General features: G+C 66.2%; 28 protein-coding genes. 10 read left to right on the forward strand and 18 right to left on the reverse strand.

From position 1 onward, the window contains the following. Positions 1 to 35: 35 nt before the first annotated feature. The 3 genes from gpmA to ACZYSP_RS21860 all read left to right on the forward strand — a co-directional run bounded on the left by gpmA (position 36) and on the right by ACZYSP_RS21860 (position 3,125). A complete protein-coding gene (gene gpmA / locus ACZYSP_RS21850) occupies positions 36 to 779 on the forward strand; it encodes a 2,3-diphosphoglycerate-dependent phosphoglycerate mutase (RefSeq protein ID WP_093178714.1) in 744 nt (247 codons plus the stop codon). A 125-nt stretch (positions 780 to 904) separates the two neighbouring features. After that, a complete protein-coding gene (locus ACZYSP_RS21855; protein WP_093058069.1) occupies positions 905 to 2,347 on the forward strand; it encodes a S41 family peptidase in 1,443 nt (480 codons plus the stop codon). 13 nt (positions 2,348 to 2,360) lie between these two features. Then, complete coding sequence (locus ACZYSP_RS21860; protein ID WP_093077432.1) at positions 2,361 to 3,125, forward strand: HesA/MoeB/ThiF family protein; 765 nt, start codon at positions 2,361 to 2,363, stop codon at positions 3,123 to 3,125. On the opposite strand, the gene ACZYSP_RS21865 is transcribed toward ACZYSP_RS21860, so the two are convergent. Beyond that, positions 3,122 to 5,140, reverse strand: a complete 2,019-nt coding sequence (locus ACZYSP_RS21865) for an AsmA family protein (RefSeq protein WP_489016512.1) — start codon at positions 5,138 to 5,140, stop codon at positions 3,122 to 3,124. The genes ACZYSP_RS21860 and ACZYSP_RS21865 overlap by 4 nt on opposite strands. 247 nt (positions 5,141 to 5,387) lie before the next feature. Here ACZYSP_RS21865 and ACZYSP_RS21870 point away from each other — a divergent pair, with 247 nt between their 5' ends. Beyond that, entirely contained in the window at positions 5,388 to 5,801 is a 414-nt protein-coding gene (locus tag ACZYSP_RS21870; protein WP_093077435.1) for a response regulator, read from the forward strand. 52 nt (positions 5,802 to 5,853) lie between these two features. On the opposite strand, the gene ACZYSP_RS21875 is transcribed toward ACZYSP_RS21870, so the two are convergent. Continuing rightward, a complete protein-coding gene (locus ACZYSP_RS21875) occupies positions 5,854 to 6,486 on the reverse strand; it encodes a response regulator (protein WP_007837167.1) in 633 nt (210 codons plus the stop codon). A gap of 131 nt (positions 6,487 to 6,617) precedes the next feature. Here ACZYSP_RS21875 and ACZYSP_RS21880 point away from each other — a divergent pair, with 131 nt between their 5' ends. From ACZYSP_RS21880 to ACZYSP_RS21905, 6 genes are all read left to right on the forward strand, one after another. Beyond that, positions 6,618 to 7,937, forward strand: coding sequence for a CHASE3 domain-containing protein (locus ACZYSP_RS21880; protein ID WP_093178720.1), 1,320 nt, complete (start codon positions 6,618 to 6,620; stop codon positions 7,935 to 7,937). A gap of 199 nt (positions 7,938 to 8,136) precedes the next feature. After that, positions 8,137 to 8,301, forward strand: a complete 165-nt coding sequence (locus tag ACZYSP_RS21885; protein ID WP_007837165.1) for a DUF1328 domain-containing protein — start codon at positions 8,137 to 8,139, stop codon at positions 8,299 to 8,301. A gap of 53 nt (positions 8,302 to 8,354) precedes the next feature. Next, positions 8,355 to 8,732 (forward strand): hypothetical protein, encoded by a 378-nt coding sequence (locus tag ACZYSP_RS21890; RefSeq protein ID WP_093058053.1) that lies wholly within the window; start codon positions 8,355 to 8,357, stop codon positions 8,730 to 8,732. A 41-nt stretch (positions 8,733 to 8,773) separates the two neighbouring features. Next, a complete protein-coding gene (locus ACZYSP_RS21895) occupies positions 8,774 to 9,157 on the forward strand; it encodes a phage holin family protein (protein ID WP_093058054.1) in 384 nt (127 codons plus the stop codon). Further along, on the forward strand, positions 9,144 to 9,656 hold the full coding sequence (locus ACZYSP_RS21900) for a hypothetical protein (RefSeq protein ID WP_489016518.1): 513 nt from the start codon (positions 9,144 to 9,146) through the stop codon (positions 9,654 to 9,656). The genes ACZYSP_RS21895 and ACZYSP_RS21900 overlap by 14 nt, the downstream gene beginning before the upstream one ends. After that, positions 9,653 to 10,207 carry a ferritin-like domain-containing protein gene (locus tag ACZYSP_RS21905; protein WP_093058056.1) on the forward strand — a complete coding sequence of 185 codons (555 nt, stop codon included), beginning with the start codon at positions 9,653 to 9,655 and terminating at the stop codon, positions 10,205 to 10,207. The genes ACZYSP_RS21900 and ACZYSP_RS21905 overlap by 4 nt, the downstream gene beginning before the upstream one ends. A 90-nt stretch (positions 10,208 to 10,297) precedes the next feature. On the opposite strand, the gene ACZYSP_RS21910 is transcribed toward ACZYSP_RS21905, so the two are convergent. The 16 genes from ACZYSP_RS21910 to ubiE all read right to left on the reverse strand — a co-directional run bounded on the left by ACZYSP_RS21910 (position 10,298) and on the right by ubiE (position 23,886). Next, positions 10,298 to 10,828, reverse strand: coding sequence for a BON domain-containing protein (locus ACZYSP_RS21910; protein ID WP_489016520.1), 531 nt, complete (start codon positions 10,826 to 10,828; stop codon positions 10,298 to 10,300). A 65-nt stretch (positions 10,829 to 10,893) separates the two neighbouring features. Continuing rightward, the gene (locus tag ACZYSP_RS21915) at positions 10,894 to 11,091 is read right to left on the reverse strand and encodes a CsbD family protein (protein WP_093057487.1); all 198 of its coding nucleotides are present in this window, start codon (positions 11,089 to 11,091) and stop codon (positions 10,894 to 10,896) included. 125 nt (positions 11,092 to 11,216) lie between these two features. Then, positions 11,217 to 12,041: a DUF429 domain-containing protein gene (locus ACZYSP_RS21920; protein ID WP_489016522.1), complete on the reverse strand. Its 825-nt coding sequence runs from the start codon at positions 12,039 to 12,041 to the stop codon at positions 11,217 to 11,219. A 4-nt stretch (positions 12,042 to 12,045) separates the two neighbouring features. Further along, positions 12,046 to 12,927, reverse strand: a complete 882-nt coding sequence (locus ACZYSP_RS21925; protein WP_489016524.1) for an EamA family transporter — start codon at positions 12,925 to 12,927, stop codon at positions 12,046 to 12,048. Between the two features lie 10 nt (positions 12,928 to 12,937). Beyond that, positions 12,938 to 13,360 (reverse strand): BLUF domain-containing protein, encoded by a 423-nt coding sequence (locus ACZYSP_RS21930; protein ID WP_093057484.1) that lies wholly within the window; start codon positions 13,358 to 13,360, stop codon positions 12,938 to 12,940. A gap of 3 nt (positions 13,361 to 13,363) precedes the next feature. Continuing rightward, positions 13,364 to 14,095, reverse strand: coding sequence for a GTP cyclohydrolase I (folE, locus tag ACZYSP_RS21935; RefSeq protein ID WP_093057483.1), 732 nt, complete (start codon positions 14,093 to 14,095; stop codon positions 13,364 to 13,366). 73 nt (positions 14,096 to 14,168) lie between these two features. Next, a complete protein-coding gene (locus tag ACZYSP_RS21940; protein WP_093077444.1) occupies positions 14,169 to 14,933 on the reverse strand; it encodes an endonuclease/exonuclease/phosphatase family protein in 765 nt (254 codons plus the stop codon). Beyond that, a complete protein-coding gene (gene nudB, locus ACZYSP_RS21945) occupies positions 14,930 to 15,406 on the reverse strand; it encodes a dihydroneopterin triphosphate diphosphatase (protein ID WP_093077445.1) in 477 nt (158 codons plus the stop codon). Before nudB ends, ACZYSP_RS21940 begins: the two co-directional genes overlap by 4 nt. A 15-nt stretch (positions 15,407 to 15,421) precedes the next feature. Continuing rightward, the gene (gene aspS / locus ACZYSP_RS21950; protein ID WP_093178728.1) at positions 15,422 to 17,227 is read right to left on the reverse strand and encodes an aspartate--tRNA ligase; all 1,806 of its coding nucleotides are present in this window, start codon (positions 17,225 to 17,227) and stop codon (positions 15,422 to 15,424) included. A 38-nt stretch (positions 17,228 to 17,265) separates the two neighbouring features. Then, on the reverse strand, positions 17,266 to 17,898 hold the full coding sequence (locus ACZYSP_RS21955) for a DUF502 domain-containing protein (RefSeq protein ID WP_093057479.1): 633 nt from the start codon (positions 17,896 to 17,898) through the stop codon (positions 17,266 to 17,268). Between the two features lie 9 nt (positions 17,899 to 17,907). Continuing rightward, positions 17,908 to 18,243 (reverse strand): FmdB family zinc ribbon protein, encoded by a 336-nt coding sequence (locus tag ACZYSP_RS21960; protein WP_093077447.1) that lies wholly within the window; start codon positions 18,241 to 18,243, stop codon positions 17,908 to 17,910. Positions 18,244 to 18,345: 102 nt separating this feature from the next. Beyond that, positions 18,346 to 19,794, reverse strand: a complete 1,449-nt coding sequence (locus tag ACZYSP_RS21965) for a high affinity choline transporter 1 (RefSeq protein ID WP_093077449.1) — start codon at positions 19,792 to 19,794, stop codon at positions 18,346 to 18,348. A 13-nt stretch (positions 19,795 to 19,807) separates the two neighbouring features. Further along, on the reverse strand, positions 19,808 to 21,373 hold the full coding sequence (gene ubiB, locus ACZYSP_RS21970; RefSeq protein ID WP_093077450.1) for a ubiquinone biosynthesis regulatory protein kinase UbiB: 1,566 nt from the start codon (positions 21,371 to 21,373) through the stop codon (positions 19,808 to 19,810). Continuing rightward, positions 21,370 to 21,939, reverse strand: coding sequence for a ubiquinone biosynthesis accessory factor UbiJ (locus tag ACZYSP_RS21975; protein WP_093057475.1), 570 nt, complete (start codon positions 21,937 to 21,939; stop codon positions 21,370 to 21,372). Before ACZYSP_RS21975 ends, ubiB begins: the two co-directional genes overlap by 4 nt. A gap of 160 nt (positions 21,940 to 22,099) precedes the next feature. After that, complete coding sequence (locus ACZYSP_RS21980; RefSeq protein ID WP_489016530.1) at positions 22,100 to 23,122, reverse strand: Tim44 domain-containing protein; 1,023 nt, start codon at positions 23,120 to 23,122, stop codon at positions 22,100 to 22,102. Positions 23,123 to 23,154: 32 nt separating this feature from the next. Further along, positions 23,155 to 23,886 (reverse strand): bifunctional demethylmenaquinone methyltransferase/2-methoxy-6-polyprenyl-1,4-benzoquinol methylase UbiE, encoded by a 732-nt coding sequence (gene ubiE, locus ACZYSP_RS21985; RefSeq protein ID WP_093057473.1) that lies wholly within the window; start codon positions 23,884 to 23,886, stop codon positions 23,155 to 23,157. Positions 23,887 to 24,014: the final 128 nt, after the last annotated feature.

The following is a 24,014-nucleotide window of genomic DNA, read 5'->3' on the forward strand; positions in this document are numbered from 1 at the left end:
GCGAGGTTTCGCAAGCGCAGCCAAAGGCCTCCCACATGCACAAACTGGTATTGATCCGTCACGGCGAATCCACCTGGAATCTCGAAAACCGCTTCACCGGATGGACCGACGTGGACCTGACCGAGACCGGCGTGGAGCAGGCCAAGCAGGCCGGCCGGCTGCTCAAGGCCGAAGGTTACGACTTCGACGTCGCCTACACGAGCGTGCTCAAGCGCGCCACCCGCACCCTGTGGCACACGCTCGACGAACTCGATCGCACCTGGCTGCCCGTGGTCCATTCCTGGCGCCTGAACGAGCGCCACTACGGCGGCCTGCAAGGCCTGAACAAGGCCGAAACCGCCAAGAAGTACGGCGACGAGCAGGTGCTGGTCTGGCGCCGCAGCTATGGCACCCCGCCCCCGCCCCTGGAAGCCGACGACCCGCGCAGCGAGCGCGGCGACGTGCGCTACGCCAAGCTGGCGCCCGAACAGATTCCGCTGACCGAGTGCCTGAAAGACACGGTGGCGCGCGTGCTGCCCTTCTGGAACGAGTCGATGGCGCCGGCCATCCGCACCGGGCGCCGCCTGGTCGTGGCGGCCCACGGCAACTCGATCCGGGCGCTGGTGAAGTACCTCGACGGCATCTCCGACGACGCCATCGTCGGCCTGAACATCCCGAACGGCATTCCGCTGGTCTACGAGCTCGACGACGACCTCAAGCCCCTGCGCCACTACTATCTCGGCGATGCCGCAGCCGCCGAAAAGGCAGCCGCAGCGGTGGCATCGCAAGGCAAGGGCTGAAAAGACCGGTAAAGACCGCCCTGAAAGCCCCTGCCCGGCGCTCCATCCGTGGAACCCCGGCAAACAAATTGCTTCCAAGCTGTGTATATTGATTCGACAGCCGCCGACAAGGACAACCACTCATGATGGGCCAGAAACTGAAGATCACCGGCTGGGTCGCCGCCGGCGCCGTAGCAGGCGTCCTGACCACCGTCTCGTTGCAGACAGTCGCACGCGGTTCGCTTGCGCCACTGCCGCTCGAGGAATTGCAGCAGCTCGCTGCCGTCTTCGGCATGGTCAAGAGCGACTACGTCGAGCCGGTCGACGAGAAAAAGCTCATCTCCGACGCCATTTCGGGTATGGTTGCCGGCCTCGATCCGCATTCCCAGTACTTCGACAAGAAGTCCTTCAAGGAATTCAGGGAAGGCACCACCGGCCGCTTCGTCGGCGTGGGCATCGAGATTTCGCAGGAAGACGGCCTCATCAAGGTCGTCTCGCCCATCGAAGGCTCCCCTGCTTTCCGCGCCGGCCTGAAGCCCAATGACCTGATCACCAAGATCGACGACACCGCCGTGCGCGGCCTGTCGCTGAACGAGGCGGTCAAGCGCATGCGTGGTGAGGCCAACACCAAGGTGCTGCTGACCATCTTCCGCAAGGACGAGAGCCGCACCTTCCCGGTGACGATCACGCGCGAAGAAATCCGCACGCAGTCGGTCCGCGGCAAGATGATGGAACCCGGCTATGGCTGGATCCGCCTGTCGCAGTTCCAGGAGCGCACCGTCGACGACTTCGTCAAGAAAATCGACGACCTGTACAAGGAAGACCCGAACCTCAAGGGCCTGGTGCTCGACCTGCGCAACGACCCGGGCGGCCTGCTCGACGCGGCGGTGGCGGTGTCGTCGGCCTTCCTGCCCGAGAACGTCACGGTGGTCACCACCGACGGCCAGCTGGCCGAAAGCAAGTCGGTCTACAAGGCGGCGCCGGAGTTCTACCAGCGCCGTTCGGGCAGCGACCCGCTGCGCAGCCTGCCGGCCGCGCTCAAGAGCGTGCCGCTGGTGGTGCTGGTGAACGAAGGCTCGGCCTCGGCCAGCGAAATCGTGGCCGGTGCTCTGCAAGACCACAAGCGCGCGACCATCATGGGCAGCCAGACATTCGGCAAGGGCTCGGTGCAGACGGTGCGCCCGCTCGGCCCCGACACCGGCCTGAAGATCACCACGGCGCGCTACTACACGCCGAGCGGCACCTCGATCCAGGCCAAGGGCATCGTACCCAACGTGCTGATCGACGAAAGCGCCGAAGGCAGCCCGTTTGCCGCCCTGCGCATGCGCGAGGCCGACCTCGAGAAGCACCTGGCCAGCGGCCAGGGCCCCGAAGTCAAGGACCCGGAACGCGAAAAGGCCCGCGACGAAGCCCGCAAGCGCCTCGAGGAAGAAGCCAAGAAGCCGCCGCAGGACCGCAAGGTACCCGAGTTCGGCACCGACAAGGACTTCCCGCTGGTGCAGGCGCTCAACCGCCTGAAGGGCCAGCCGGTGCTGGTCAGCAAGACGCAGATCATCGTCGACAACAAGGAAGAGAAGAAAGAGAACTGAGAGCCGGTGGCGCATGGAAGATAGCCAGCTGCTGCGCTATTCGCGCCACATCCTTCTCGAGGAGTTCGGCATCGACGGGCAGGAGCGCGTCAGTGCGGGACGGGTTCTCGTCATAGGCGCCGGCGGGCTGGGTTCGCCGGTGGCCCTCTACCTTGCGGCAGCGGGGGTCGGCCACATCGTGCTGGTCGACGACGACGAGGTCGATCTCACCAATCTCCAGCGCCAGGTCGCCCACACCCACGCGCGTGTGGGCCTCGCCAAGGTCGAATCCGCCGCGCAGGCCATGCGCGACATCAACCCCGACATCGCCATCGAAACCCACGCCCTGCGCGCCGACGAGGCGCTGCTGTCACGCCTGGTCGCGCAGGCCGACGTGGTGGTCGACTGCTGCGACAACTTCGCCACCCGACAGGCCGTCAACCGCGCCTGCGTGGCTCACGCCAAGCCGCTGGTGGCGGGCGCGGCGATCCGTTTCGATGGCCAGCTGAGCGTGTACGACACCCGCGACGCCGCCTCGCCCTGCTATGCCTGCCTGTTCCCGCCCGATGCGGATTTCGAGGAAACGCGCTGTGCAGTGCTTGGAGTGTTCGGCCCCGTGGTCGGAACCATCGGTACGCTGCAGGCCAGCGAGGCGTTGAAGCTGCTGGCCGGCATCGGCCCGTCGCTGGCGGGCAAGCTGTTGATGTTCGACGGGCGCAGCACCTCTTTCGACACACTGCGCGTGGCGCGCGACCCGCACTGCAGCGTCTGCGCGCAGCGCCCCGCCCTTCCCCTCTAAGGCTGCTTTGCCCCTTTAGCGCGGGCAGCGCCGTTGGCGGCGGCCCCGGCCGTGGGCTTGTTGGCCTGCGCCAGCACACCCTTGCAATCGGAATCCACGCCCGGGCCGGGCTCGATGGTCGCGGCCAGCGCCAGCAGCGGATTGATGGCGCCCAGCGCCAGCGCAGCCAGCCCGCGCCCCGCCAGGGGAACGACCTCCACACCGCCCTTCGGATCGCCAAAGGTGCCGCTCACCACCAACGGCGTACGAATCGACAGGATGCTCTTGCTCTTGGGCTCCGGCCGGACCACGAAATCGAGCCCCTCGGTCGCCAGGTTGGCCTGGCCGGTGGCAATGAACACGGCGTTGGTCGTGTCTACCACAAGCGTGCGCCCGGTCATCAGCCCCTTGTTCACGTCGAAAGCCAGGGCCGCGCAGCGCAGCTCGACGTTGCGATCGCCGCGCAGCATGAACTTGATGATGTCGCCGCCCACCAGCGTCGCGAACACCGGCAAAAGGTTGCCGAACTGGCCGCGTCCCGAAATGACCGCCACGTCGCCCGACACGCCCCCCAGCCAGTTGGCCACGGTGCTGCCCGAGCCCGACAGGTTGATGCGCCCGTCCAGCCGGCCCACGCTGTTGCCCGTGGTCTCGAGCTTGGGGAACAGGCGGGCCAGCTGCATCGCCCGCACGTCGAGCGAGGCGCGGATGTCCGCCGGGTTCTTCGAGGCGTCGATGCGGATCGCACCGCTCAGTTTGCCGCCGGCCACACCCAGGTCGAGTGGGTCGAGCGTGAGCACGCCGTTGGCCAGCTTGACCTGCACGCTGCCGCTGTCCAGCGGAACGTCGCGCACGTTCCGGATGCGGTCTGCCGTGTATTTCACGTCGGCGTTCATGGCGCGCAGGCGCTCGAAGTCGAGCGGCGCCGTGGGCAGCACCTTGCCGCCCGGCCGCTTGACCTGCGTGATGGTCGGCGGCGGAGCCACGCCTTCCACGGCGGCGGCAGTGCGCGCCGTGGGCGGCAGGCCGATCAGCGGGCCGAGGTCGTCCATGTCCATCACGCGTGAGCGCAGGTCGCCCGCCAGATGTGGCAGCTGGCCGGCCTGGTCGAAGCGCATGTCGCCGGCGATGTCGGACAGGCCCAGCCTGCCCTTGAGGCCGGTGGCTTGCCACAGCTTGCCGCGCTTGCCCAGGCTGCCGCTCAGGGCGTAGGGCGAGGTCTGCGGCAGCGCGATGCCCAGCAGCGGGAACAGGGCGCCAAGCGTCTGGCCCTTGATTTCGAACTTGGCGTCGATGCCGTCGAGCCCCGACAGTTCGGCCACCGTGCCGGCCGCCTTCAGCTGGGTCTGCCCGGCGGCCGCGTTGATCTCCATCGGAAACGGCGGCGCACCCGCGGCGTTGATCTGCAGCACGTTGCCGGTGCGTCCGCTGGCGGTCAGCGGCTGCCCCTTGTAGCGGCCCTTGATGCGGTAGCTGAGCGGCATCTCGCCGCGGCTGCTGTCGTAGCTCAGGTCGGCGTGCAGGTCGACCCCAAGGTGCTTGGCCAGGAAGTCGACCGCGCCCGTGTCGACCTGCATCAGGCCGATGCTGGGCACGGTGCCGCCATCGGAGGTGTCCTTGCCGAGCGCCCAGGTGCGGCGCCCGTCCGCCTCCACCTGCAGGCCCAGCGTGGGCGAGAAGAGCGCGAGCCGCGGAATGACGATCTTGCTGGCGATCAGCGGCCAGATGCGGATGTCGAACTCGGCGCGATCCGCCTTGACCAGGTAAGGGTCGCGCGCCCACGAGGGGTTGGCGAACTCGATGCCGTCGAACTTGACCGTGGCCTGCTGCCAGCCAAGGCCCACGTCGAGCCGGCGCGTGATCTCGAACTTGCGCCCGGTCTTCTCGCTGACATAGCGGTTGACCGGCTCGCGCAGCATGTCCCAGGGAAAGAAGGCAAGCCCGACGACCAGCGCCGCGAACAGCAGCACGACGCCGGCCACCAGCTTCTGCCAGAGCGGTCGGTTGCGCAGGATGTTCGTTGCGTTCGTTGCCATGGGTCCTTGTAACTCGAATGATCGCGCCGCCCGGGTCGGCGATGGGCCGCAGAAACCGTGAGGCATTGCCTACGAATGCACCTTGCAGGCTTCGACGGATGCACGCGTCGGACCTCGCCTACAAGAGCCACGCGCCGAAGCTTGCATGATCTGCCGCCGCAACGCCTCAAAGTCCACGCTGGCAGGCATTTGCACCAGAGAGGCGCTGCAAATGCGTCTGCCAACCTCAGAGGAAGCGCGGTTCGGCATGGATTCCAGATTGCAGACCTACGTCGTCGAAGACAACCTCACGATCCGTGAAAACCTCATTGGCACGCTGGAAGAACTCACCTCCACCACGGTCGTCGGCTTTGCCGAAACCGAAAGCGGCGCACGCGCATGGCTGCTCGGCCACGATGGCGAGTGGGACCTCGTCATCGTCGATCTCTTTCTCAAGCAGGGCAGCGGTCTGGGCGTGCTCCAGGCCTGCCAGTCGCGCAAGCCGCTGCAGAAGGTGGTGGTGCTCAGCAACTATGCGACGCCCGACATCCGGCGGCGCTGCGCCGAGTTCGGGGTCGACGCGGTGTTCGACAAGTCGAACGAAATCGACGCGCTGGTCGACTTCTGCATCGTGCAGGCCAAGGCCTTGCACCCCGCGCCCGGGGCTCCCGAGGCGGGTTGAGGAAGAAGCCGCGTTGGGCCCCCTCCCCACTCTTTCCGCTCCCTGGCCGATCTCAGTCGATCAGCTTGTTCTTCAGCGCGTAGTAGGTGAGATCGCTGTTGGAGGAGAGGTTCATCTTCTCCATCAGGCGCGTGCGGTAGGTGCTCACGGTCTTCACCGACAACGACAGCGTCTTGGCGATGTCGCCGGCGGTCTCGCCCTTGGCGAGCTTCAGGAACACCTGGAACTCGCGCTCCGAGAGCTGCTCGTGCGGCGCGGCGTCGTCCTTGCGGTCGAGCTGGCGGGCCAGCAGTTCAGCCACGGCGGGCGTGATGTAGCGACGGCCCAGCGAGATGGTGCGGATGGCGTTGACGATCTCGATGGGATCGCACTCCTTGTTGAGGTAGCCGCTCGCGCCCTGGCGGATCAGGTTCATCGCGTAGTGCTCTTCGGGGTATCCGCTCAATATGAGGATGCCCACGTCCGGCGCCTTGGCGCGGATCATGGCGAGCGCATCGATACCGCTTTGACCGGGCATCGAAAGGTCCATGACCAGAACGTCCAGCTCCGTGGTGCGCACCAGCTCGATTGCCTCTCGGCCGCTGGCTGCTTCACCCGCCACGCGCAGGTCCACGTGCTCGGAGAAGAACTGCCGGAGGCCCGATCGCACGATGGCGTGGTCGTCCACAATTCCGATTTTGATCATCTGTTACTTTCTTCGTTGTGTTGCGGACATGCGGGTCGCAACATACCGGGTCCCTGATTGTTATCAATTATTCACGAACTTGCGTAGTACGCAGCCTCGAAAGTTTCATGCACTGGTTAGCTCCTCCAAGAATGGCCGTGAGCCTGCTGCTCGCGGCGCTGGCTGCGCTGGCCCTCGTCGGCATCAACGAGGCCGGCTACCGGCAGTCGAGCCGCGCCCTCGCCGACATCGACGAGGCGCAGCAGATGCGGGGCGCGCTCAACCAGATCCTGCAGAACATGCTGGATGCCGAGACCGGCCAGAGAGGCTACCTGCTGACCGGCGAGGCGAACTACCGAAAACCCTATGACGACGCGGTCAAGCAGGTCGACGGCCAGCTCGCGACCCTTCGCCGGCTGTACGCCGGCCGTCCGGCCGAACTCACCCAGCTGGCCGAGCTGTCGAAGCACGTGCTGCGCAAGGTGGCCGAGATGGACATGAGCGTGCGGCTGCGCCAGGACGGCAAGGAAGACGCCTGGAAGTTCGTCATCACGACCGACGTGGGCCGCGAGGAGATGGACTCCATCCGCGCGACGGCGGGCGAGCTGGTGAAGATCAGCAACGTCACCCTGCACCAGAGCCAGGAGCAGGTGCTGCGCTCGCTGCAGCTGGCGCGCATCGGCACCGCCATCGTGGCGCTGGCCGCGCTGTTCGCCTTCTTCCTGTACCTGCGCCAGACGCATGCGCTGCACTCCATCGGCGAGCGCCAGCAGGAGGCCCTGCAACGCGAGCGCAATGCGCTGGAAGACGAAGTGCGCGAGCGCACCGCCTCGCTGGCCGAACTGGCCACCCACCTGCAGGACGTGCGCGAAACCGAGCGCGGCTATCTCGCGCGCGAGCTGCACGACGAACTGGGCTCTCTGCTCACCGCCGCCAAGCTGGACGTGGCGCGTCTGAAGTCGCGGCTGGCGGACTCGCCCGACGCGATCCAGCGGCTGCAGCACCTGACCGACCTGCTCAACAGCGGCATCGCGCTCAAGCGCCGCATCATCGAAGACCTGCGGCCGTCGTCGCTCTCCAACCTGGGGCTGGTCGCCTCGCTGGAGATCCTGGGGCGCGAGTTCGGGGAACGCTCGGGCCTGCAGATCGAGATGGCGCTGGAGCCGGTAACCATGGACGAGTCGCGCCAGCTCACCATCTATCGCATGGTCCAGGAAAGCCTCACCAACATCAGCAAGTACGCCGAGGCCAGCGAAGCCACCATCGTGCTGAAGAACTACGACAACCACGTCATCGTGGAAGTGGCCGACAACGGCAAGGGCTTCGACACGCAGCGCATGCGCCCGTCGACGCATGGCCTCGCGGGCATGCGGCACCGGGTGGAGGCAGCGCGCGGCAAGCTCACGGTCTCCTCGACGCCGGGCAAGGGCACCCGCCTGAGCGCCATGCTCCCCGTCGTCAAGCCGGCCTGAGCTGCCTGCAGGAGCGGCACTTCTGCACGCGCGGGCGCAGAGCGACTCGGCCATCTCCTACGCACCCCGCCCCTGGCCGCTGACAGGTCGGGGGCATGCCCCCACTTAAGGTTGCACCCATGCCATCCGAAGCCTCTGCGCGAGGTTGCGGATGCGATGGGTTTTCATAACGACGAGGCAAGCCTCGAAGGAGTTCCACATGCTGCATTACGCCGTGGTGTTTCTGGTCATCGCCCTGATCGCGGCCCTGTTCGGGTTCGGCGGCATCGCCGCCAGCGCGGTGGGCATTGCCAAGATCCTTTTCGTGATCTTCGCGATCCTCGCGATTGCGAGCTTCCTTGCCGGCTTGCTTCGACGCAAGTAGCGTCGTTACGATCAACAGGCTTGCGCATTTCATTTTTCCGGAAAGGACCTCACATGAACACGACGACCAAGACTCCCTCGCAACTCGCCGACGACGTGCGCCAGACCGCGCGTGAAGCGGTCGAAACCACCCGCGCCTACGCACAGAACGCGGTGAATGCGGCGGGTGAAAAGGTCCGCGACCTGCAACGCGATGCCGAACCGGGTGTCGAGCAGCTCGCAGCCCGCGTGCAGCAAGCCGTTCAGCGCGGCCTGGACGCCGCGTCCACCACCAGCGCACGTGCGCAGCGCCGCATCGAACAGGCTGCCGACGTCACCGGCCGCTACATCTCCGACCAGCCAGTGCGCTCCGTACTGCTGGCTGCAGCCGCCGGCGCAGCCATCACGGCACTCATCGTGCTGGCCAGCCGCCGCAGCCGGGACGACTATTGATTCGCCGCTGAATTTCCGTCGCTGCACCGGTTCCCGGCACCATGCTTCATCCGATTTTTTCCACGGTGCTCGGGCATCCGGATCTCGTTGCTGAACATCTCGCCAACTACGCCGCCCTCGTCCGCCAGGAATCCGCGCAGGCGGGGCGCGGCCTCGTCGCCCGGCTCGTCGCGGCCTTGCTGGCGGTGGCCAGCGCCACGCTGGCCCTCGGGCTCATAGGCGTGGCCGTGCTGCTCGGCGTGATGCACGGCAGCTTTCACTGGGTGCTGGTGGCCGTGCCGGCCGTGGCCGTGGTGATCGCGGCCATCTGTGCGTGGTATGCGACACGGCCCGTGCCGGGCCACGGTTTCGACGACCTGCGCTCGCAGCTCGACGCCGACCTGCAGGCCTTGCGCGACACCGGAGCCCGCCATGGTCAGCGCTGAACGTCATCTCCTCACCCCGCAGCAGCGCCTGGCCCTCTCGCGCCGCGCGCTTGTGCGGCAGCTGAACGACGGCGCTGACGCACCCGACAACGACGATCTGGAATACGCGCAGCACGAAGCCTCGGCTGCTGCGCCGCCGCATGACCAGCACCCGCGCAACCCGCGAGGAGAAAGAGGAAGAAGAGAAGGAGGAGGAACGAGAAACAACGTGTGGCTCGGTGTGGGCCGCAGCGTGGTGGAACGCTGGTGGCGCCGGCACCCCGCGCATGCGGTCGGCCAGCTGGCGCGTCCGCTGCTCGAGCACTACGCGCGCAAGGAGCCGGCCAAGCTGATGGCGGCCGCCGCGGCCACCGGCGCGGTGCTGGTGCTCGTCAGGCCATGGCGACTGCTGTCGGCCACGGCCGTGCTGGCGGCGGTACTGAAGACATCCGACGTGGCTGACCTGGTCAACACGTTGATGCAGAAGACCCCAAGCCCCCCACGAAAGGACCCTCCATGAAAGCCGATGTTTCCTCCAAGACCAACGGACACAAGCACCTGGTGCTCGACCAGGGCGGCCTCGATGCCGCGCGCAAGAGCCTCGACGACGGCGCCGTCACCCCCAGCTACGGCCCCTGGCGCGACGACGTCGTCCAGTTGCTGAACGATGCGCTGGCCACCGAGCTGGTCTGCGTGCTGCGCTACAAGCGCCACTACTTCACCGCCAACGGCGTCGAATCGCCCGCCATCGCCGACGAGTTCCTGGTGCATGCCAACGAAGAGTCGGGCCATGCCGACCGCATTGCCGAGCGCATCGTGCAGCTCGGCGGCGAGCCCGACTTCGCGCCCTCGCACCTGCTGGAGCGCAGCCATGCGGCATACGACGAGTCGACCGACCTGCAATCGATGGTGCGCGCCAACCTGATCGCGGAGCGCATCGCAGTGGAGTCGTACCGCCAGATGATCGCGCTGATCGGCGACAAGGACCCGACCACGCGCCGCATGCTCGAAGACATCCTCTCGGACGAGGAAGAGCATGCCGACGAGTTGAAGGACTGGCTCGGTCACTGACTCCCGGGGCTGCGTGCCCCGCCCATGAAAAAGCCCGGTAGAACCGGGCTTTTTCATGGGTGAACGAGTAAAGCTCGCCGGGGCAATCAATCAGCCCTTCACTTCGAGCTGGTTGCTCACCGACGTCACGCCCTGCACGCCCTTGGCGATCTCTTCGGCACGCGCCTTGGCTGCCGCCGTGGGCGCCGGGCCCTTCAGGCTCACCGCGCCGCCCTTGGTGTCGACGTTGATCTTGATCGCGCTCAGGTCCGGATCCTTGGCCAGGCCCGCGGATACAGAAGCCGTGATGGCGGCATCGTTCACCGTCGCGCTCATCGCCGCGCCGGCATCCTTGGCCGCTTCCTTGGCCGCTTCCTTGGCATTGGCCATGCCTTCCTTCACCTCAGCAGTGGTGCTGGACGACTCGACCTTGGCCGTGGCGTCCTTTACAGCCTGGCCGGTCTTGGCGGCCGCGGTATCGGCGGCCTGCTCGGTTTTTGCCACCGCGCTGTCGAGCTTCTCGCCCGCGGTGCGGTTGTCGGATTTGTCGCAGGCGGCCAGCGTCAGCGCTGCGCCGGCCACGAGCACGGCAAGCCACGCACGCGAATGCGGCATGGCGATGTATTGATTCGATTTGTTCATGGGAATCCTCCAGTCACTCACGGAGATGGAAAAGGGCTGCGGGGTGTGCCCGCCGCCCTGTTCGGTCACAACTTGTCGGCGCCCGACTTGATCGCGTCCTTGGCCTTTTCCTTGACGTCGCCATAGGTCTTCTGCACCTTGCCGGCGGCCTGGTCGGCAATGCCCTCGCCCTCGAGCTTTTCGTTGCCCACGACCTTGCCGGTGACTTCCTTCAGCTTGCCCTTGGCTTCCTCGACGCGGCCTGCCACTTGGTCCTTGTTCATGTCGCTTCCTTCCTGTTCGGGGTAGTGAAATCCGTGGGCCGGAATGACCCACTGATTTCAATCTAGGCCCCGGCCGGTGACGGCGAATGCCGACGGAAGCCCGAAGCGGTGTAGGACAACAAGGCTCAGGCGCTGACGATCCATCCTTCAAGCGGGTCGACGCTTTCCGGCAGGCCGTGGCCCGGACCGGGGCTGCCGGCACGCTGCAGGCCCCAGGCCGCCTGCAGGAGGCACAGCACTGCGTCGATATCGTCGCCGCGGGCATCGGCCAGCAGTTCGGCACGCTGCGGCCTGGTGATGGAGAGCCGCAGGCCGAGGCGAGTCGTGCCCGCTTCGAGCGCGGCCAGCAGGTCGGCGCGTGCGGCGTGCCGCTCGGGCGTCTGCTTCTGCAGGTCGTCGCTCTTGTAGCTGCGGCGCCCGATCAGTTCGCGCGCCAGCAGGCCGGGATAGGCCTCCAGCGCAATGCGGTCGGCACCGCTGCCTGCGTGCAGGCCTGGAATGCGCGCACCGGCCGCCAGCAGGCGCGGCACGCCCGCATGAAGCATGTAGGCCACTGGCGGGTTGACCCACTTCATCGAGGGGCTGGAGCCCGCAGGCCCGTCCGTCGCACGGTGCGCGAACTTGCCGCCGACCGGGCGCGCCGCGCAGAACGCAGCGAAGGTCTCGCGGATTTCGGCACGGCTCAGGCTGGCGTAGTGGGCCATCAGCGGCTTCCACTGCAGGGGCCATCGCAGATGCTCGACGAGTTCGCGCGGCAGGCTGAACGGAAAGTCGAAACCACCGGTCCAGGACGGCGTGGCGCACAGCCATTCGCCCCACGCCTGGAGCGTCGCGAAGCGCTGCAGGCTGGTCGGCCTGACGCGGTCGGCACCGGCCAGTTCACCAACCGCAATCACGATCGGCTTGCGTGCCGTCGGCGCGCTGGAGAAGTCGCAGCCGAACAGCACCATCGCCTCAGCCCATCGCGAGCGCCACCACCCCGGCGGCGATGAACAGCGCGCCGAGCAGCCGCAGCAGCCGGTCGCCTTCGCGCAGCAAGTGGCCGCCGATCAACGCGGCGAACAGCATCGACACCTCGCGCGCCGGCGCGACGTGCGAGATCGGCGCCTGCTGCACCGCGTACAGCACCAGCACATACGACACCGGGCTGACCGCCGCCACCAGCAGCGCGTACTCCCACTGCTCGCGCCACATGCGCGCGGTGGTCGCACGGTCCTTCAGCGCGACAGGCGCCAGCAGCACCATGCGCACGAGATTGCCGAAGTAGTCGAGCAGGATCGGTGACATCGCGAGGAACTTGACCGCGTAGCTGTCGGTCACGGTGTACGCCGCGATGAAGCCGCCGGTCAGCACGCCGTAGCGGATGCCCTTGTGCACGCGCTCGCGCTGCGCCGGGTCATGCGCCTTGCGCCACAGCTTGGGCCCGCCGGCAACGAGGAACACGCCGCCCACCACGCCAGCGATGCCTGCCACGCCAACCAGGCTGATCTTCTCGCCCAGGAAAAGCACCGCCACCAGCGACGACAGCAGCGGCCCCGAACCGCGCGCGAGCGGGTAGACCACCGTGAGGTCCGACTTGCGATAGCCGCGCAGCAGCACGATGAAATAGAAGATGTGCAGCACGCCGCTGAGCACGACGAAGCCCCACTCCGTCACGCCCCAGCCGGGCACCACGTTCCAGCCCAGCGTGATGCCCACGGGCGCCCAGATGAGCATGTTGAACACGCTGGTCTGGAAGCTGAATCGCGCATCACCGTTCGCCTTCTTGGCGGCGATGTTCCAGCCTGCGTGAACGATCCCGGCGAGCAGGATCAGCGCGAATGCGGAGAGCGGCACCCCTGCCGGACTAGTGACGGCCGACGATGGCGGCGGTGGCCATCAGCTCTTCGAGCAGCGCCAGCGAAACCTTGCCCGACACCGCGTACGGGTTGAGCTCGGGCTTTTCGGAGTACTTCAGCAGCGTCGATGCGTTGAGCTTCGACAGGTTGACCTGTCCCATCGTCCAGCCGCCGAAGCGGCGCTCGGAAATCTCTTCGTAGTGCAGCAGCACCACGTCCTTGTGGCGCGCATCGCGCTGGATGTGGCCGTAGAGCTCGCTGATGGCCATGCGGCCACCCTCGATGGCTTGCAGGAAGGTGCCGGCACCGTAGCAGAGGATGCCGGTGATGCCGCAGGTCGTGTTGTGCGTGCGCGATTGCGCAAGGATCGCCTCGATGGCCTCGGGGCTGGTGTCGACGGCGCGGCTGGCGTAGAGAAGTCGGACCAGCATGGCTCAGCTCTTTCTTGGCAGGAGGGAGAGGAATTCGCGGCGCAGGCTCGGGTCTTTGAGGAACACGCCGCGCATCACGGAGTTGATCATCTTGCTGTCCATTTCCTTCACGCCGCGCCAGGCCATGCAGAAATGCTCGGCTTCCATGACCAGCGCGAGGCCGTCGGGCTGCGTCTTTTCCTGGATCAGGTCGGCCAGCTGCACCACGGCTTCTTCCTGGATCTGGGGACGGCCCATGACCCACTCGGCCAGGCGCGCGTACTTCGACAGGCCGATCACGTTGGTGTGCTCGTTGGGCATCACGCCGATCCAGAGCTTGCCGATGATCGGGCAGAAGTGATGCGAGCAGGCGCTGCGCACGGTGATCGGGCCGACGATCATCAGCTCGTTCAGATGCTCGGCGTTGGGAAACTCGGTGAGCGAGGGCGGCGCCACATAGCGGCCGCGGAACACCTCGTTCAGGTACATCTTGGCGACGCGCCGTGCTGTGTTGTCGGTGTTGTGGTCGTTCTCGACGTCGATGACCAGGCTCTGGAGCACGCCCTTCATCTTGACCTCGACCTCGTCGAGCAAGGCCTCCAGTTCGCCGGGCTCGATGAACTCGGCGATGTTGTCGTTGGCGTTGAAGCGCTTGCGCGCCGCGGTGAGGCGCTCACGGATCTTCACGGAGACGGGCGTACCCTCGTCATCGTCGTTTCGATCGGGGCGCGGGTCGACGTCGGTTTTCCTCAGCATGGCGGGGATCGTACCAGTGAATGGCTCCAGACATTCGGGCCCGCAACGCCCGTCCCTTCTTGGAGCAATGCTATCAATTGAGGAGCGTGAAATCGGCCACCAGCGGCAGGTGGTCGGACATGCGAGCCCAGATCGGGCCGCGCGGCACCGTGCAGGCCAGCGGCTCCAGCCTGCGTCCGTAGACGAAGTCGAGCTGCGCCACCGGCAGGCGCGAGGGGTAAGTGAGCGTGCGCGGACCGCGCAGGTCGCTGGTGTCACGCAGGCCCATGGCATTCATGGCGTAGCGCATGCGCGCGCCCCAGTCGTTGAAATCGCCGGCCACCACAACGGCCTCGTCGGGCGGCACCTCGCGGTCGATGAACTCGCGCAGGCGCGCAATCTGCCGAACCCGGCTGCCCTTGATGAGCCCCAGGTGCACCACGATGGTGTGCACCCGCCGACCCTCCACGTCGATCACCACATGCAGCAGCCCGCGCTGTTCGAAACGGTGGTCGGAAATGTCCTGATGGTTGATTCGCAGCACCGGCCAGCGCGTGAGCAGCGCATTGCCGTGCTCGCCGTGGCGCGTGACGGCATTGGTTTCGTAGACGGCTGTGTAGCCCTCGGGTGCGAGGAAGTCGGCCTGCGGCAGCTCGGGCCAGCGCGCGAAACGGGCGGCCGCCTGCCGGTTCATCTTGCGCACTTCCTGCAGGCAGACGATGTCGGCGTCGAGTTGCTCGATGGCGTGGCCGAGGTTGTGGATTTCAAGCCGCCGTGCGGGTCCGATGCCTTGAACACCCTTGTGGATGTTGTAGGTCGCGACCCGGAGGTTCTGCGTTGCTGCTGCCGGCTGGTTCATCGCGCAAATTCTGGCAGCAACAGAATGGCTTCGGCATTCGATGGGGAAAAGCAGGCATCTGCCGCTTCGTGGTACGGCAGCCAGCGCCAGTCGGTGTGCTCGCGCGGGTCTAGCGTGGGCGTGATGCGTTCGGGCACGCACAGGCCGAACAGGTGCTCGGTGTTGTGGGTGATACCGGGCGCGTAGCGGGCGCGCCAGCGGGGGTAGATCTCGTAGACGTTGCGCAGCTTCCAGTCGACCAGTTGCGAGGCCAGCGCCGTGCCTTCGCCGCACTGGATGCCGGTTTCCTCGGCCACCTCGCGCGCCGCGGTCAGCGCGAGCGGCTCATCGGCCGCATCCTTGCTGCCCGTGACCGATTGCCAGAAGTCGGTCTCGGCATCCGCACGCCGGATAAGCAGCACATCGAGCGCCGGCGTGTGGATCACGACCAGCACCGACTCCGGGATCTTCCAGGGTCGAGGGCTGGTCGTCATGGGAACCTCAGAGCATCAGGCAGCTTGAGGCGTGTTGCGCAGCTTGATGTGCAACTCGCGCAGTTGCTTCTCGTCGACCGGGCTCGGCGCCTGCGTCAGCAGGTCTTGCGCGCGCTGGGTCTTGGGGAAGGCGATCACGTCGCGGATCGACTCGGCGCCGGTCATGAGCATGACGAGGCGGTCCAGGCCGATGGCGATGCCGCCGTGCGGCGGCGCGCCGTACTGCAGCGCGTCCAGCAGGAAGCCGAACTTGAGCTGCGCGTCTTCGGCGCTGATCTTCAGCGCGCGGAACACCTTGCTCTGCACTTCCTCGCGGTGGATACGCACCGAGCCGCCGCCCATTTCGATGCCGTTGAGCACCATGTCATAGGCCTTGGCAATGCACTTCTCGGGAGCGGTGTCCATGAGGTCTTCATGGCCGTCCTTCGGCGCGGTGAACGGATGGTGCACGGCGCTCCAGCGCTGGCCTTCCTCGTCGAACTCGAACATCGGGAAGTCCACCACCCACAGCGGCGCCCAACGGTCCTCGAACAGGCCCGCCTTCTTGCCGAAGGCGCTGTGGCCGATCTTGACGCGCAACGCGCCGATGGCGTCGTTGACGACCTTTTCCTTGTCGGCGCCGAAGAACAGGATGTCGCCGTTGCGGGCACCCGTGCGGGCGATGATCTCGGCCAGCGTGCTGTCGTCGAGGTTCTTCACGATCGGGCTCTGCAGGCCTTCGCGGCCGGCTTGTGCGTCATTGACCTTGATGTAGGCCAGGCCCTTGGCACCGTAGATCTTGACGAACTCCTGGTACGCATCGATTTCGCCGCGCGACAGGCCGCCCTCGGCGCCGCCGCCGGGCACGCGCAGCGCCACCACGCGGCCACCGGTCATGGTGGCGGCATTCGAGAACACCTTGAACTCGACGCGCTTCATCAGCTCGGTCAGCTCGGTGAATTCGAGCTTCACGCGCAGGTCGGGCTTGTCCGAGCCGTACTTGAACATTGCGTCGGCATACGTCATGGTCGGGAACACCGGCAGGTCGATGCCCGCGGCGTTGCGGAACACGTTGCGGATCATGCCTTCGAACATCTCGCGGATTTCCTCTTCGGCGAGGAACGAGGTCTCGATGTCGATCTGCGTGAATTCGGGCTGGCGGTCGGCGCGCAGGTCTTCGTCGCGGAAGCACTTCACGATCTGGTAGTAGCGGTCGTAGCCGGCCACCATCAACAGCTGCTTGAACAGCTGGGGCGACTGCGGCAGCGCGAAGAAGCTGCCGTCGTGCACGCGGCTGGGCACGAGGTAGTCGCGCGCGCCTTCGGGCGTGGACTTGCCGAGCATCGGCGTCTCGATGTCGATGAAGCCGTTGGCATCGAGGAACTTGCGCGTTTCCATCGTCACCTTGTAGCGCAGCATCATGTTGCGCTGCATGGCCGGGCGGCGCAGGTCGAGCACGCGGTGCGTGAGGCGGGTGGTTTCCGACAGGTTGTCGTCGTCCAGCAGGAACGGGGGCGTGACCGAGGGGTTCAGCACCTTCAGTTCGTGGCACAGCACTTCGATCTTGCCGCTCTTGAGCTGGTCGTTGGTCGTGCCTTCGGGACGTGCGCGCACCAGGCCCGTGATCTGCACGCAGAACTCGTTGCGCAGGTTCTCGGCCACGGCGAAGGTGGAGGCGCGATCGGGGTCGCACACCACCTGCACGTAGCCTTCGCGGTCACGCACGTCGATGAAGATCACGCCGCCGTGGTCGCGACGACGGTTGACCCAGCCGCACAGGGTGACGGTTTGGCCCAGCAGGGCTTCGGTCACGAGACCGCAATAGTGAGTACGCATGGCCATAGGAATCCATTCCGGCGCCTTGTCGGCGCGTTCGTTTTTTATGAGTTGGAAGATTTCACCGCCACCGTGGTGGGGCCGCCTGGAACGACCACCCCCATCGAGACGATGTACTTGAGCGCTTCGTCCACGCTCATCTTCAGTTCGATGCAGTCGCTGCGCTTGAGCATCACGAAGTAGCCGCCCGTGGGGTTGGGCGTGGTCGGCACGTAGACGCTGAGGAATTCCTCTTCGCCGAGGTGTTCAGCGACTTCATTGCCGGGCGCGCCGGTGACGAAAGCGATGGTCCACACGCCTTCGCGTGGCCATTGCACCAGCACCGCAGTGCGAAAGGCATTGCCGTTCTCGGAGAACAGCGTGTCCGACACCTGCTTGACGCTGGAATAGATCGAGCGCACCACTGGAATGCGGCGCACCACGGCGTCGCCCCAGCCGAGCAGGCGCTTGCCGACGAAGTTGCTGGCGGTGGCGCCCACCACCAGCAGGATCGCCAGCGTGAGCAGCACGCCCAGGCCGCGCACCTTGTGGTCGCTGAGCCAGACCTGCCATTGCTCAGGCAGCAGCCACAGCGTCTGGTCGAGCGTGCCGATGATCCAGTTCAGCACGCCGAGCGTGATGACCAGCGGCACGATGACCAGCAGGCCGGACAGCAACCATTTGCGCAGGGCGAGCATGGTGATCGATCAGTCGCCGCTCTTGGCGGCAGCAGCCGGCGCGGGGGCCGGTGCCGCGGGCGCCGGAGCGGGGCTCGGCGTGGCGGCGGAAGAGGAAGATTCGGTGGACTTGGCACCGTCACTCGACACGGGCGCCGTGGCAGGCTCGGCCTTCTTGCCGCCGCCCTCACGGAAATCGGTCACGTACCAGCCCGAGCCCTTGAGCTGGAAGCCGGCGGCCGTGACCTGCTTTTCGAATGCGCTCGCACCGCACGCCGGACACACCGTCAGGGGCGCGTCGGACATCTTTTGCAGGGCGTCTTTGGCAAAGCCGCAGGCGCTGCACTTGTAGGCGTAGATGGGCATGGGAAATGAGGTCAAAAAGCGGCGCAGCTGCCGCTCGCAAAGCCCTCGATTATAGGGGCGCCCCTGCCAAAGGGCGCCCAGCCCGACCGCCGAGCCCGGGCTTCAGGCTGGCTCGGTGGCCAGCGGGCGGTGCGGCGTGTGAGTGTTCGCCAACCATTGCGGCAGCAGCGAGCCGGCCACCATGCCCACGAACGAGCACAGCACGCCCGCCAGCTGGGCCGGGAACGCGCTGCCCCAGGGCATCCACAGGAACAGCAGCCACACGCCGATGCCCAGGACGATCGAGGCGACTGCCCCTTGGGTGCTGGCGCGGCGCCAGTACAGGCCGCACACCAGCGGCACGAAGGCCCCCACCAGCGGCACCTGGTAGGCACCCGACACCAGTTCGTAGATCGGGGTGCCCTGCATGCGAATGGCGTAGGCCAGCACGGCGGCGCTGAACAGCAGCACCGTGATGCGCATCGTCATGAGGTTCTGGCGGTCGGTGCCGGCCGGGCGGAACTGGCGCCAGATGTTCTCGGTGAAAGTGACGCTGGGCGCCAGCAAGGTGGCCGAGGCGGTCGACTTGATGGCCGACAGCAGCGCACCAAAAAACAGCACCTGCATTACGAACGGCATCTTCTGGAGCACCAGCGTGGGCAGCACCTTCTGCGGATCTTCCTTCAGCAGCGTGGCGGTCTGCTCCGGCATGATCAGCAACGCACTGGCCACCAGGAACATCGGCACGAAGGCAAACAGGATGTACGCCACGCCGCCGATCACCGGGCCGCGCTGGGCCGCCTTGACGCTGTTGGCCGACATCACGCGCTGGAACACGTCCTGCTGCGGAATCGAGCCAAGCATCATGGTGATGGCAGCCGCGAAGAAGAACACCATGTCATGCCAGCTCGGCTCGGGCCAGAACTTGAAGAGGTCCTTGCTCACGGCAAAGGCCACCACCTTGTCGGCGCCGCCGGCCATGTTGCCCGCGAACACCGCGATGACGGCCAGGCCAGCCACCAGGATGATCATCTGCATGAAGTCGGTCACCGCCACCGACCACATGCCGCCGAACAGCGTGTAGGCCAGGATCGAGACCACCCCGATCACCATGCCCACCGGAATGCTGATGGCGTCGCCCGACAGCAGGTTGAACACCAGCCCCAGCGCCGTGACCTGCGCCGACACCCAGCCCAGGTAGCTCAGCATGATGATCAGCGAGCAGGCCACCTCCACCGTGCGGCCGTAGCGCTCGCGGTAGTAGTCGCTGATGGTCAGCAGCGTCATGCGGTAGAGCTTGCCCGCGAAGAACAGGCCCACCAGGATCAGGCAGGTGCCCGCGCCGAATGGGTCCTCGACCACGCCGTTGAGCCCGCCCTCGATGAACTTGGCCGGGATGCCGAGCACCGTTTCGGAGCCGAACCACGTCGCGAAGGTGGTCGTGACGATCATGAAGAGCGGCAGGTGCCGCCCGGCAATGGCGAAGTCGGTGGTGTTTTTCACCCGCTTGGCGGCATAGAGGCCGATTGCGATGGTGACCAGCAGATAGACGATGACCAGCGTCAACAACACGGCGGAAACTCCTCTAGAACAAGCGCACGCGCACCAGCAGTTGCATGGCGAGCAACCCCAATACAAAACCTATGCCACCGTAGACGATGGTCTGGAGCAACCGGTTGGTGCGCTTCTGCTCGGCCAGCAGTTCGAGCAGCTCGCGGCGGTTGTCGGAGGGGCGATTTTCCAGGAAATCGTGCAGCAATCGAGGAAGCTGGGGCAGCAGCTTGGCGTATCGCGGTGCCTCGGCCTTGAGCTGCTGCAGCAGCTTCTTGGGGCCGATCTGGTCGACCATCCACTTCTCGAGGAAAGGCTTGGCTGTGGCCCAGAGGTCGAGTTCTGGGTCGATGTTGCGGCCCAGGCCCTCGATGTTGAGCAGCGTCTTCTGCAGCAGCACCAGCTGCGGCTGGATCTCGACGTGGAAGCGGCGCGAGGTCTGGAACAGGCGCATCAGCACCATGCCCAGCGAAATCTCTTTCAGCGGCCGGTCGAAGTACGGCTCGCAGACGGTGCGGATGGCGCCCTCCAGCTCGTCGATGCGGGTGCCCACCGGCACCCAGCCGCTTTCGAGGTGCAGTTCGGCCACGCGCTTGTAGTCGCGCCGGAAGAAGGCCACGAAGTTCTGCGCGAGGTATTCCTTGTCCGACTCGGTCAGCGTGCCGATGATCCCGAAATCCAGCGAGATGTAGCGCCCGAAGGTCTCGGGCTCCAGGCTCACCTGGATGTTGCCGGGGTGCATGTCGGCGTGGAAAAAGCCATCGCGGAACACCTGCGTGAAGAAGATCGTGACGCCGTCGCGCGCCAGCTTGGGAATGTCGACGCCGGCCGCGCGCAGGCGGTCCATCTGCGCGATGGGCACACCCTTCATGCGTTCCATCACGATGACCTCGGGATGGCAGAAGTCCCAGAACATCTCGGGGATCAGCACCAGGTCGAGTTCGGCCATGTTGCGGCGCAGCTGGGCGGCGTTGGCGGCCTCGCGCACCAGGTCGAGCTCGTCGTGCAGGTACTTGTCGAACTCGCCGACCACCTCGCGCGGCTTCAAGCGCTTGCCGTCGGCCGAGAGGTTCTCGAGCCAGCCAGCCATCATGGCCATCAGCGCCAGGTCTTTCTCGATCACGCCGCGCATGTTGGGGCGCAGCACCTTGACCGCCACTTCGCGCACATCGCCCTGGTTGGTGCGGATGGTCGCGAAATGCACCTGCGCGATCGACGCGCTGGCAATGGGCGTTTCGTCGAACTGCACGAACACGTCGCCCACCGGGCGGCGGAATGCGCGTTCGATGGTGGCAATGGCCACCGCTGACGGGAACGGCGGCACGCGGTCCTGCAAAAAGGCCAGCTCGTCGGCGATGTCGGGCGGCAGCAGGTCGCGCCGGGTCGACAGCACCTGGCCGAACTTCACGAAGATGGGGCCGAGGCGCTCGAGCGCCTCGCGCAGCCGCTGGCCGCGCGGCGCATCGAGGTTGCGCCCGATCGAAACGACACGCGCCACAACGAGCAGCCAGGGCTTCCGGAAGCTCGTGAGCACGAGCTCGTCGAGGCCGTAGCGCAGCGCGACCCAGACGATGAACAGTCCGCGGTAGAAGCGCCTCATTCGGCCGTGCTCGCCGAGCCGGCCGTCGAGCCGCCAGCCTTGGCCGTGCGGTCGCCGACGAACTGGCGCAGCGCGCCTACGACACGCCGCACGCCGTTGCCCAGAGTGTGCGCAGGCACGTCGCCGATCACGCGGGCAAGGTCGTCCTCGACGTCCCAGCGCACATGGTCGACCAGCCAGTTGACCTCGGCTGCCAGCTGTACGTCGCCGATGATCTGCACGGCCGGCTTGTCGCCGCGCAGCGTGGCGCGGGCGATGTCGAAGGGGGAATCGTCGGTGACGGTGAGCGTAAGCTCGGGCACCGAACCGGCAGGGGCCAGGTCGAGCAGGCCGGCCGGCGTGGCCACCAGTTCCATGGTCACGAAGCGCCACTGGAAGCGCACCACCCGCCCCTGCTGGCGCAGCAGCCGCTGCTGGGCCTCGGGCTCCTGCTGCAGCACATGGTTCAGGAACAGGACCGCGCGGTGCTGGATCTCGTGAACGGCCCAGTCCGGCGGCTGCAGGCGCTCGCCGATGCGGTTGAAGAGGTCGCCGAGAAAAGAAAATGGGGACGATGGTGTGGCCATGTCCCCATTATCCCGTCACTGTAGCGCCCCGCGACTCATGGACCGCATGCCCTTTTCCAGAAACACCGCAGAACCGGCTTTGCCGGGCTGCTGGTGTTGCCCCCGGCAGGGGGCAGGAGAAGCGACACGAAGTGCGCGAAGCCTGGGAGCGAGCCTTTATTTACTGCAGTGCTTGCACGCCAGCCACCAGCCAGCCGCTGTTGCCGCTGGTCGGCTTGGTCATGTTCCACACTTCGCGGAACGGACCCGGGCCGGCCGAGGCGTCTTCGCGAATCATGCCGGAGAACTCCACGCTGGCCATGTAGGCGTCGGGCAGCTCTTCGATGCCCAGCAGCTTGGCGTCGAGCATCACGACTTCGGTCTTGTTCGAGGCACCGCCGGTGTGGCTGGCCCGGTCGGCCAGCTGGGCACGGATCTCGTCGACCATGCCGTCGGTCATCATCGAACGCAGCATCGACACGTCGGCGCGGTCCCATGCGTCCTGCAGCGTCACGAAGTTGCGCTTGGCTGCGCCGAGGAAGCCGTCGATGTCGAAGCCCGCGGGAATGCCCCAGGACTGCGAACCGGCGAGTGCCGAGCCGATCATGCTGCCACCGGCCGCGGCGCCCGCTGCCGAGAGGCTGCTGCCGTGAGGGGCTTCGTTTGCAGGCGTGGCGTCGAAGGCCGCTGCATTGCGCTCCCACGGACGCGCCGAGGCGTCATTGCCCACGTTGGCCGGGCTGTACTGCACCGGCGCGCTGGCATTGGCGGGGCTGCCGCCTGCGCCCTGGAACGCGAAGCCGCCCTGGCGATTGCCGGCAGGTTGCGAGCGCGACTTGATCATGCGCCACACCACCACGCCGGCCAGCACGAGCAGGCCGATCAGCAGGATGTTGCCGAAGCCGGCACCGAGGCCGAGCGAGCTTGCGAGCCATGCGAGGCCAAGGCCAGCGGCCAGACCGCCGAGCATCGCGCCCCACGGACGTTTCGGTGCAGCGGCGGCGGGTGCGGGCGTTGCGGGCTTCGCCGCCGCCGCGTTGGTCGCACTCTGCTGAGAAGGCGCGCTGGGCGATGCGGACTCGCGCTGCGTCACGTTGGACGACTGGCGCCCCACCGACTTGCCACCGCCCATGCGAGCAGCCTCGGCCTGGACACTGCCCAGCACCAATGCAGCTGCCAAAAACAAAGAACCCAAACTCTTCATGTCGTCTCCTCTTGAGCGAAAGATTCGCTTCATCAACATTTGATTCCAACATGGAGGGCGGCGATGCCACCCGTCATGTTGTGATAGTCCACATGTCCGAAACCGCCCTCTTTCATGAGGGTCTTGAGCTCCTCTTGCGAGGGGTGCATCCGGATCGATTCGGCGAGATAGCGATAGCTCGCGTCGTCGCCGGCCACGAGCTTGCCCAGGCGAGGCAGCACGTTGAAGGAGTACCAGTCATAGGCCTTTGCGAGCGGCTTCGCGACCTTCGAGAATTCGAGCACCAGCAACTTGCCGCGCGGCTTGATCACGCGGTTCATTTCCTTGAGCGCGATGTCCTTGTGCGTCATGTTGCGCAGGCCGAAGGCCACCGTGACAACGTCGAAGTGGTTGTCCGGAAAAGGCAGCTTCTCGGCGTCGCAGACCATGGTGGGCAGCACCACGCCGGCATCGAGCAGGCGGTCTCGACCAGTGCGCAGCATGGCCTCGTTGATGTCGGTGTGAACCACTTGCCCGCTGGCGCCGACCTTCTTTGCGAAGGCCAGCGCGAGGTCGCCGGTGCCGCCCGCGATGTCGAGCACGCGCGAGCCTTCGCCCACGTTCGCGACCATCACGGTGTACGCCTTCCAGGCGCGGTGCAGGCCGGCCGACATCAGGTCGTTCATGACGTCGTAGCGCGAGGCAACTGAATCGAAGACACCGCGAACGCGGCGGGCCTTCTCGCTTTCGTCGACTGTTTCGAAGCCGAAGTGTGTGGTACTCATGCAACCGATGTTAGGCCGGAAGCCTTCACATCAAGCCGACGACCCCGCGCGCACGGCGGGCATTTGTTGCTTTTTTCGTCCCGCCCTTCCTGGGGGTAGGGCTATCTTTTCAATAGCGCGGCGCGGAT

The sequence above is a fragment of the Variovorax sp. F042 genome (assembly GCF_057814215.1).

What these genes read in the sequence shown, in the direction of transcription:
- gpmA (WP_093178714.1), top strand. Translation starts at nt 36, where the DNA reads ATGCACAAACTGGTATTGATCCGTCACGGCGAATCCACCTGGAATCTC.
- ACZYSP_RS21855 (WP_093058069.1), top strand. Translation starts at nt 905, where the DNA reads ATGGGCCAGAAACTGAAGATCACCGGCTGGGTCGCCGCCGGCGCCGTA.
- ACZYSP_RS21860 (WP_093077432.1), top strand. Translation starts at nt 2,361, where the DNA reads ATGGAAGATAGCCAGCTGCTGCGCTATTCGCGCCACATCCTTCTCGAG.
- ACZYSP_RS21865 (WP_489016512.1), bottom strand. Translation starts at nt 5,140, where the DNA reads ATGGCAACGAACGCAACGAACATCCTGCGCAACCGACCGCTCTGGCAG.
- ACZYSP_RS21870 (WP_093077435.1), top strand. Translation starts at nt 5,388, where the DNA reads ATGGATTCCAGATTGCAGACCTACGTCGTCGAAGACAACCTCACGATC.
- ACZYSP_RS21875 (WP_007837167.1), bottom strand. Translation starts at nt 6,486, where the DNA reads ATGATCAAAATCGGAATTGTGGACGACCACGCCATCGTGCGATCGGGC.
- ACZYSP_RS21880 (WP_093178720.1), top strand. Translation starts at nt 6,618, where the DNA reads ATGGCCGTGAGCCTGCTGCTCGCGGCGCTGGCTGCGCTGGCCCTCGTC.
- ACZYSP_RS21885 (WP_007837165.1), top strand. Translation starts at nt 8,137, where the DNA reads ATGCTGCATTACGCCGTGGTGTTTCTGGTCATCGCCCTGATCGCGGCC.
- ACZYSP_RS21890 (WP_093058053.1), top strand. Translation starts at nt 8,355, where the DNA reads ATGAACACGACGACCAAGACTCCCTCGCAACTCGCCGACGACGTGCGC.
- ACZYSP_RS21895 (WP_093058054.1), top strand. Translation starts at nt 8,774, where the DNA reads ATGCTTCATCCGATTTTTTCCACGGTGCTCGGGCATCCGGATCTCGTT.
- ACZYSP_RS21900 (WP_489016518.1), top strand. Translation starts at nt 9,144, where the DNA reads ATGGTCAGCGCTGAACGTCATCTCCTCACCCCGCAGCAGCGCCTGGCC.
- ACZYSP_RS21905 (WP_093058056.1), top strand. Translation starts at nt 9,653, where the DNA reads ATGAAAGCCGATGTTTCCTCCAAGACCAACGGACACAAGCACCTGGTG.
- ACZYSP_RS21910 (WP_489016520.1), bottom strand. Translation starts at nt 10,828, where the DNA reads ATGAACAAATCGAATCAATACATCGCCATGCCGCATTCGCGTGCGTGG.
- ACZYSP_RS21915 (WP_093057487.1), bottom strand. Translation starts at nt 11,091, where the DNA reads ATGAACAAGGACCAAGTGGCAGGCCGCGTCGAGGAAGCCAAGGGCAAG.
- ACZYSP_RS21920 (WP_489016522.1), bottom strand. Translation starts at nt 12,041, where the DNA reads ATGGTGCTGTTCGGCTGCGACTTCTCCAGCGCGCCGACGGCACGCAAG.
- ACZYSP_RS21930 (WP_093057484.1), bottom strand. Translation starts at nt 13,360, where the DNA reads ATGCTGGTCCGACTTCTCTACGCCAGCCGCGCCGTCGACACCAGCCCC.
- folE (WP_093057483.1), bottom strand. Translation starts at nt 14,095, where the DNA reads ATGCTGAGGAAAACCGACGTCGACCCGCGCCCCGATCGAAACGACGAT.
- ACZYSP_RS21940 (WP_093077444.1), bottom strand. Translation starts at nt 14,933, where the DNA reads ATGAACCAGCCGGCAGCAGCAACGCAGAACCTCCGGGTCGCGACCTAC.
- nudB (WP_093077445.1), bottom strand. Translation starts at nt 15,406, where the DNA reads ATGACGACCAGCCCTCGACCCTGGAAGATCCCGGAGTCGGTGCTGGTC.
- aspS (WP_093178728.1), bottom strand. Translation starts at nt 17,227, where the DNA reads ATGGCCATGCGTACTCACTATTGCGGTCTCGTGACCGAAGCCCTGCTG.
- ACZYSP_RS21955 (WP_093057479.1), bottom strand. Translation starts at nt 17,898, where the DNA reads ATGCTCGCCCTGCGCAAATGGTTGCTGTCCGGCCTGCTGGTCATCGTG.
- ACZYSP_RS21960 (WP_093077447.1), bottom strand. Translation starts at nt 18,243, where the DNA reads ATGCCCATCTACGCCTACAAGTGCAGCGCCTGCGGCTTTGCCAAAGAC.
- ubiB (WP_093077450.1), bottom strand. Translation starts at nt 21,373, where the DNA reads ATGAGGCGCTTCTACCGCGGACTGTTCATCGTCTGGGTCGCGCTGCGC.
- ACZYSP_RS21975 (WP_093057475.1), bottom strand. Translation starts at nt 21,939, where the DNA reads ATGGCCACACCATCGTCCCCATTTTCTTTTCTCGGCGACCTCTTCAAC.
- ACZYSP_RS21980 (WP_489016530.1), bottom strand. Translation starts at nt 23,122, where the DNA reads ATGAAGAGTTTGGGTTCTTTGTTTTTGGCAGCTGCATTGGTGCTGGGC.
- ubiE (WP_093057473.1), bottom strand. Translation starts at nt 23,886, where the DNA reads ATGAGTACCACACACTTCGGCTTCGAAACAGTCGACGAAAGCGAGAAG.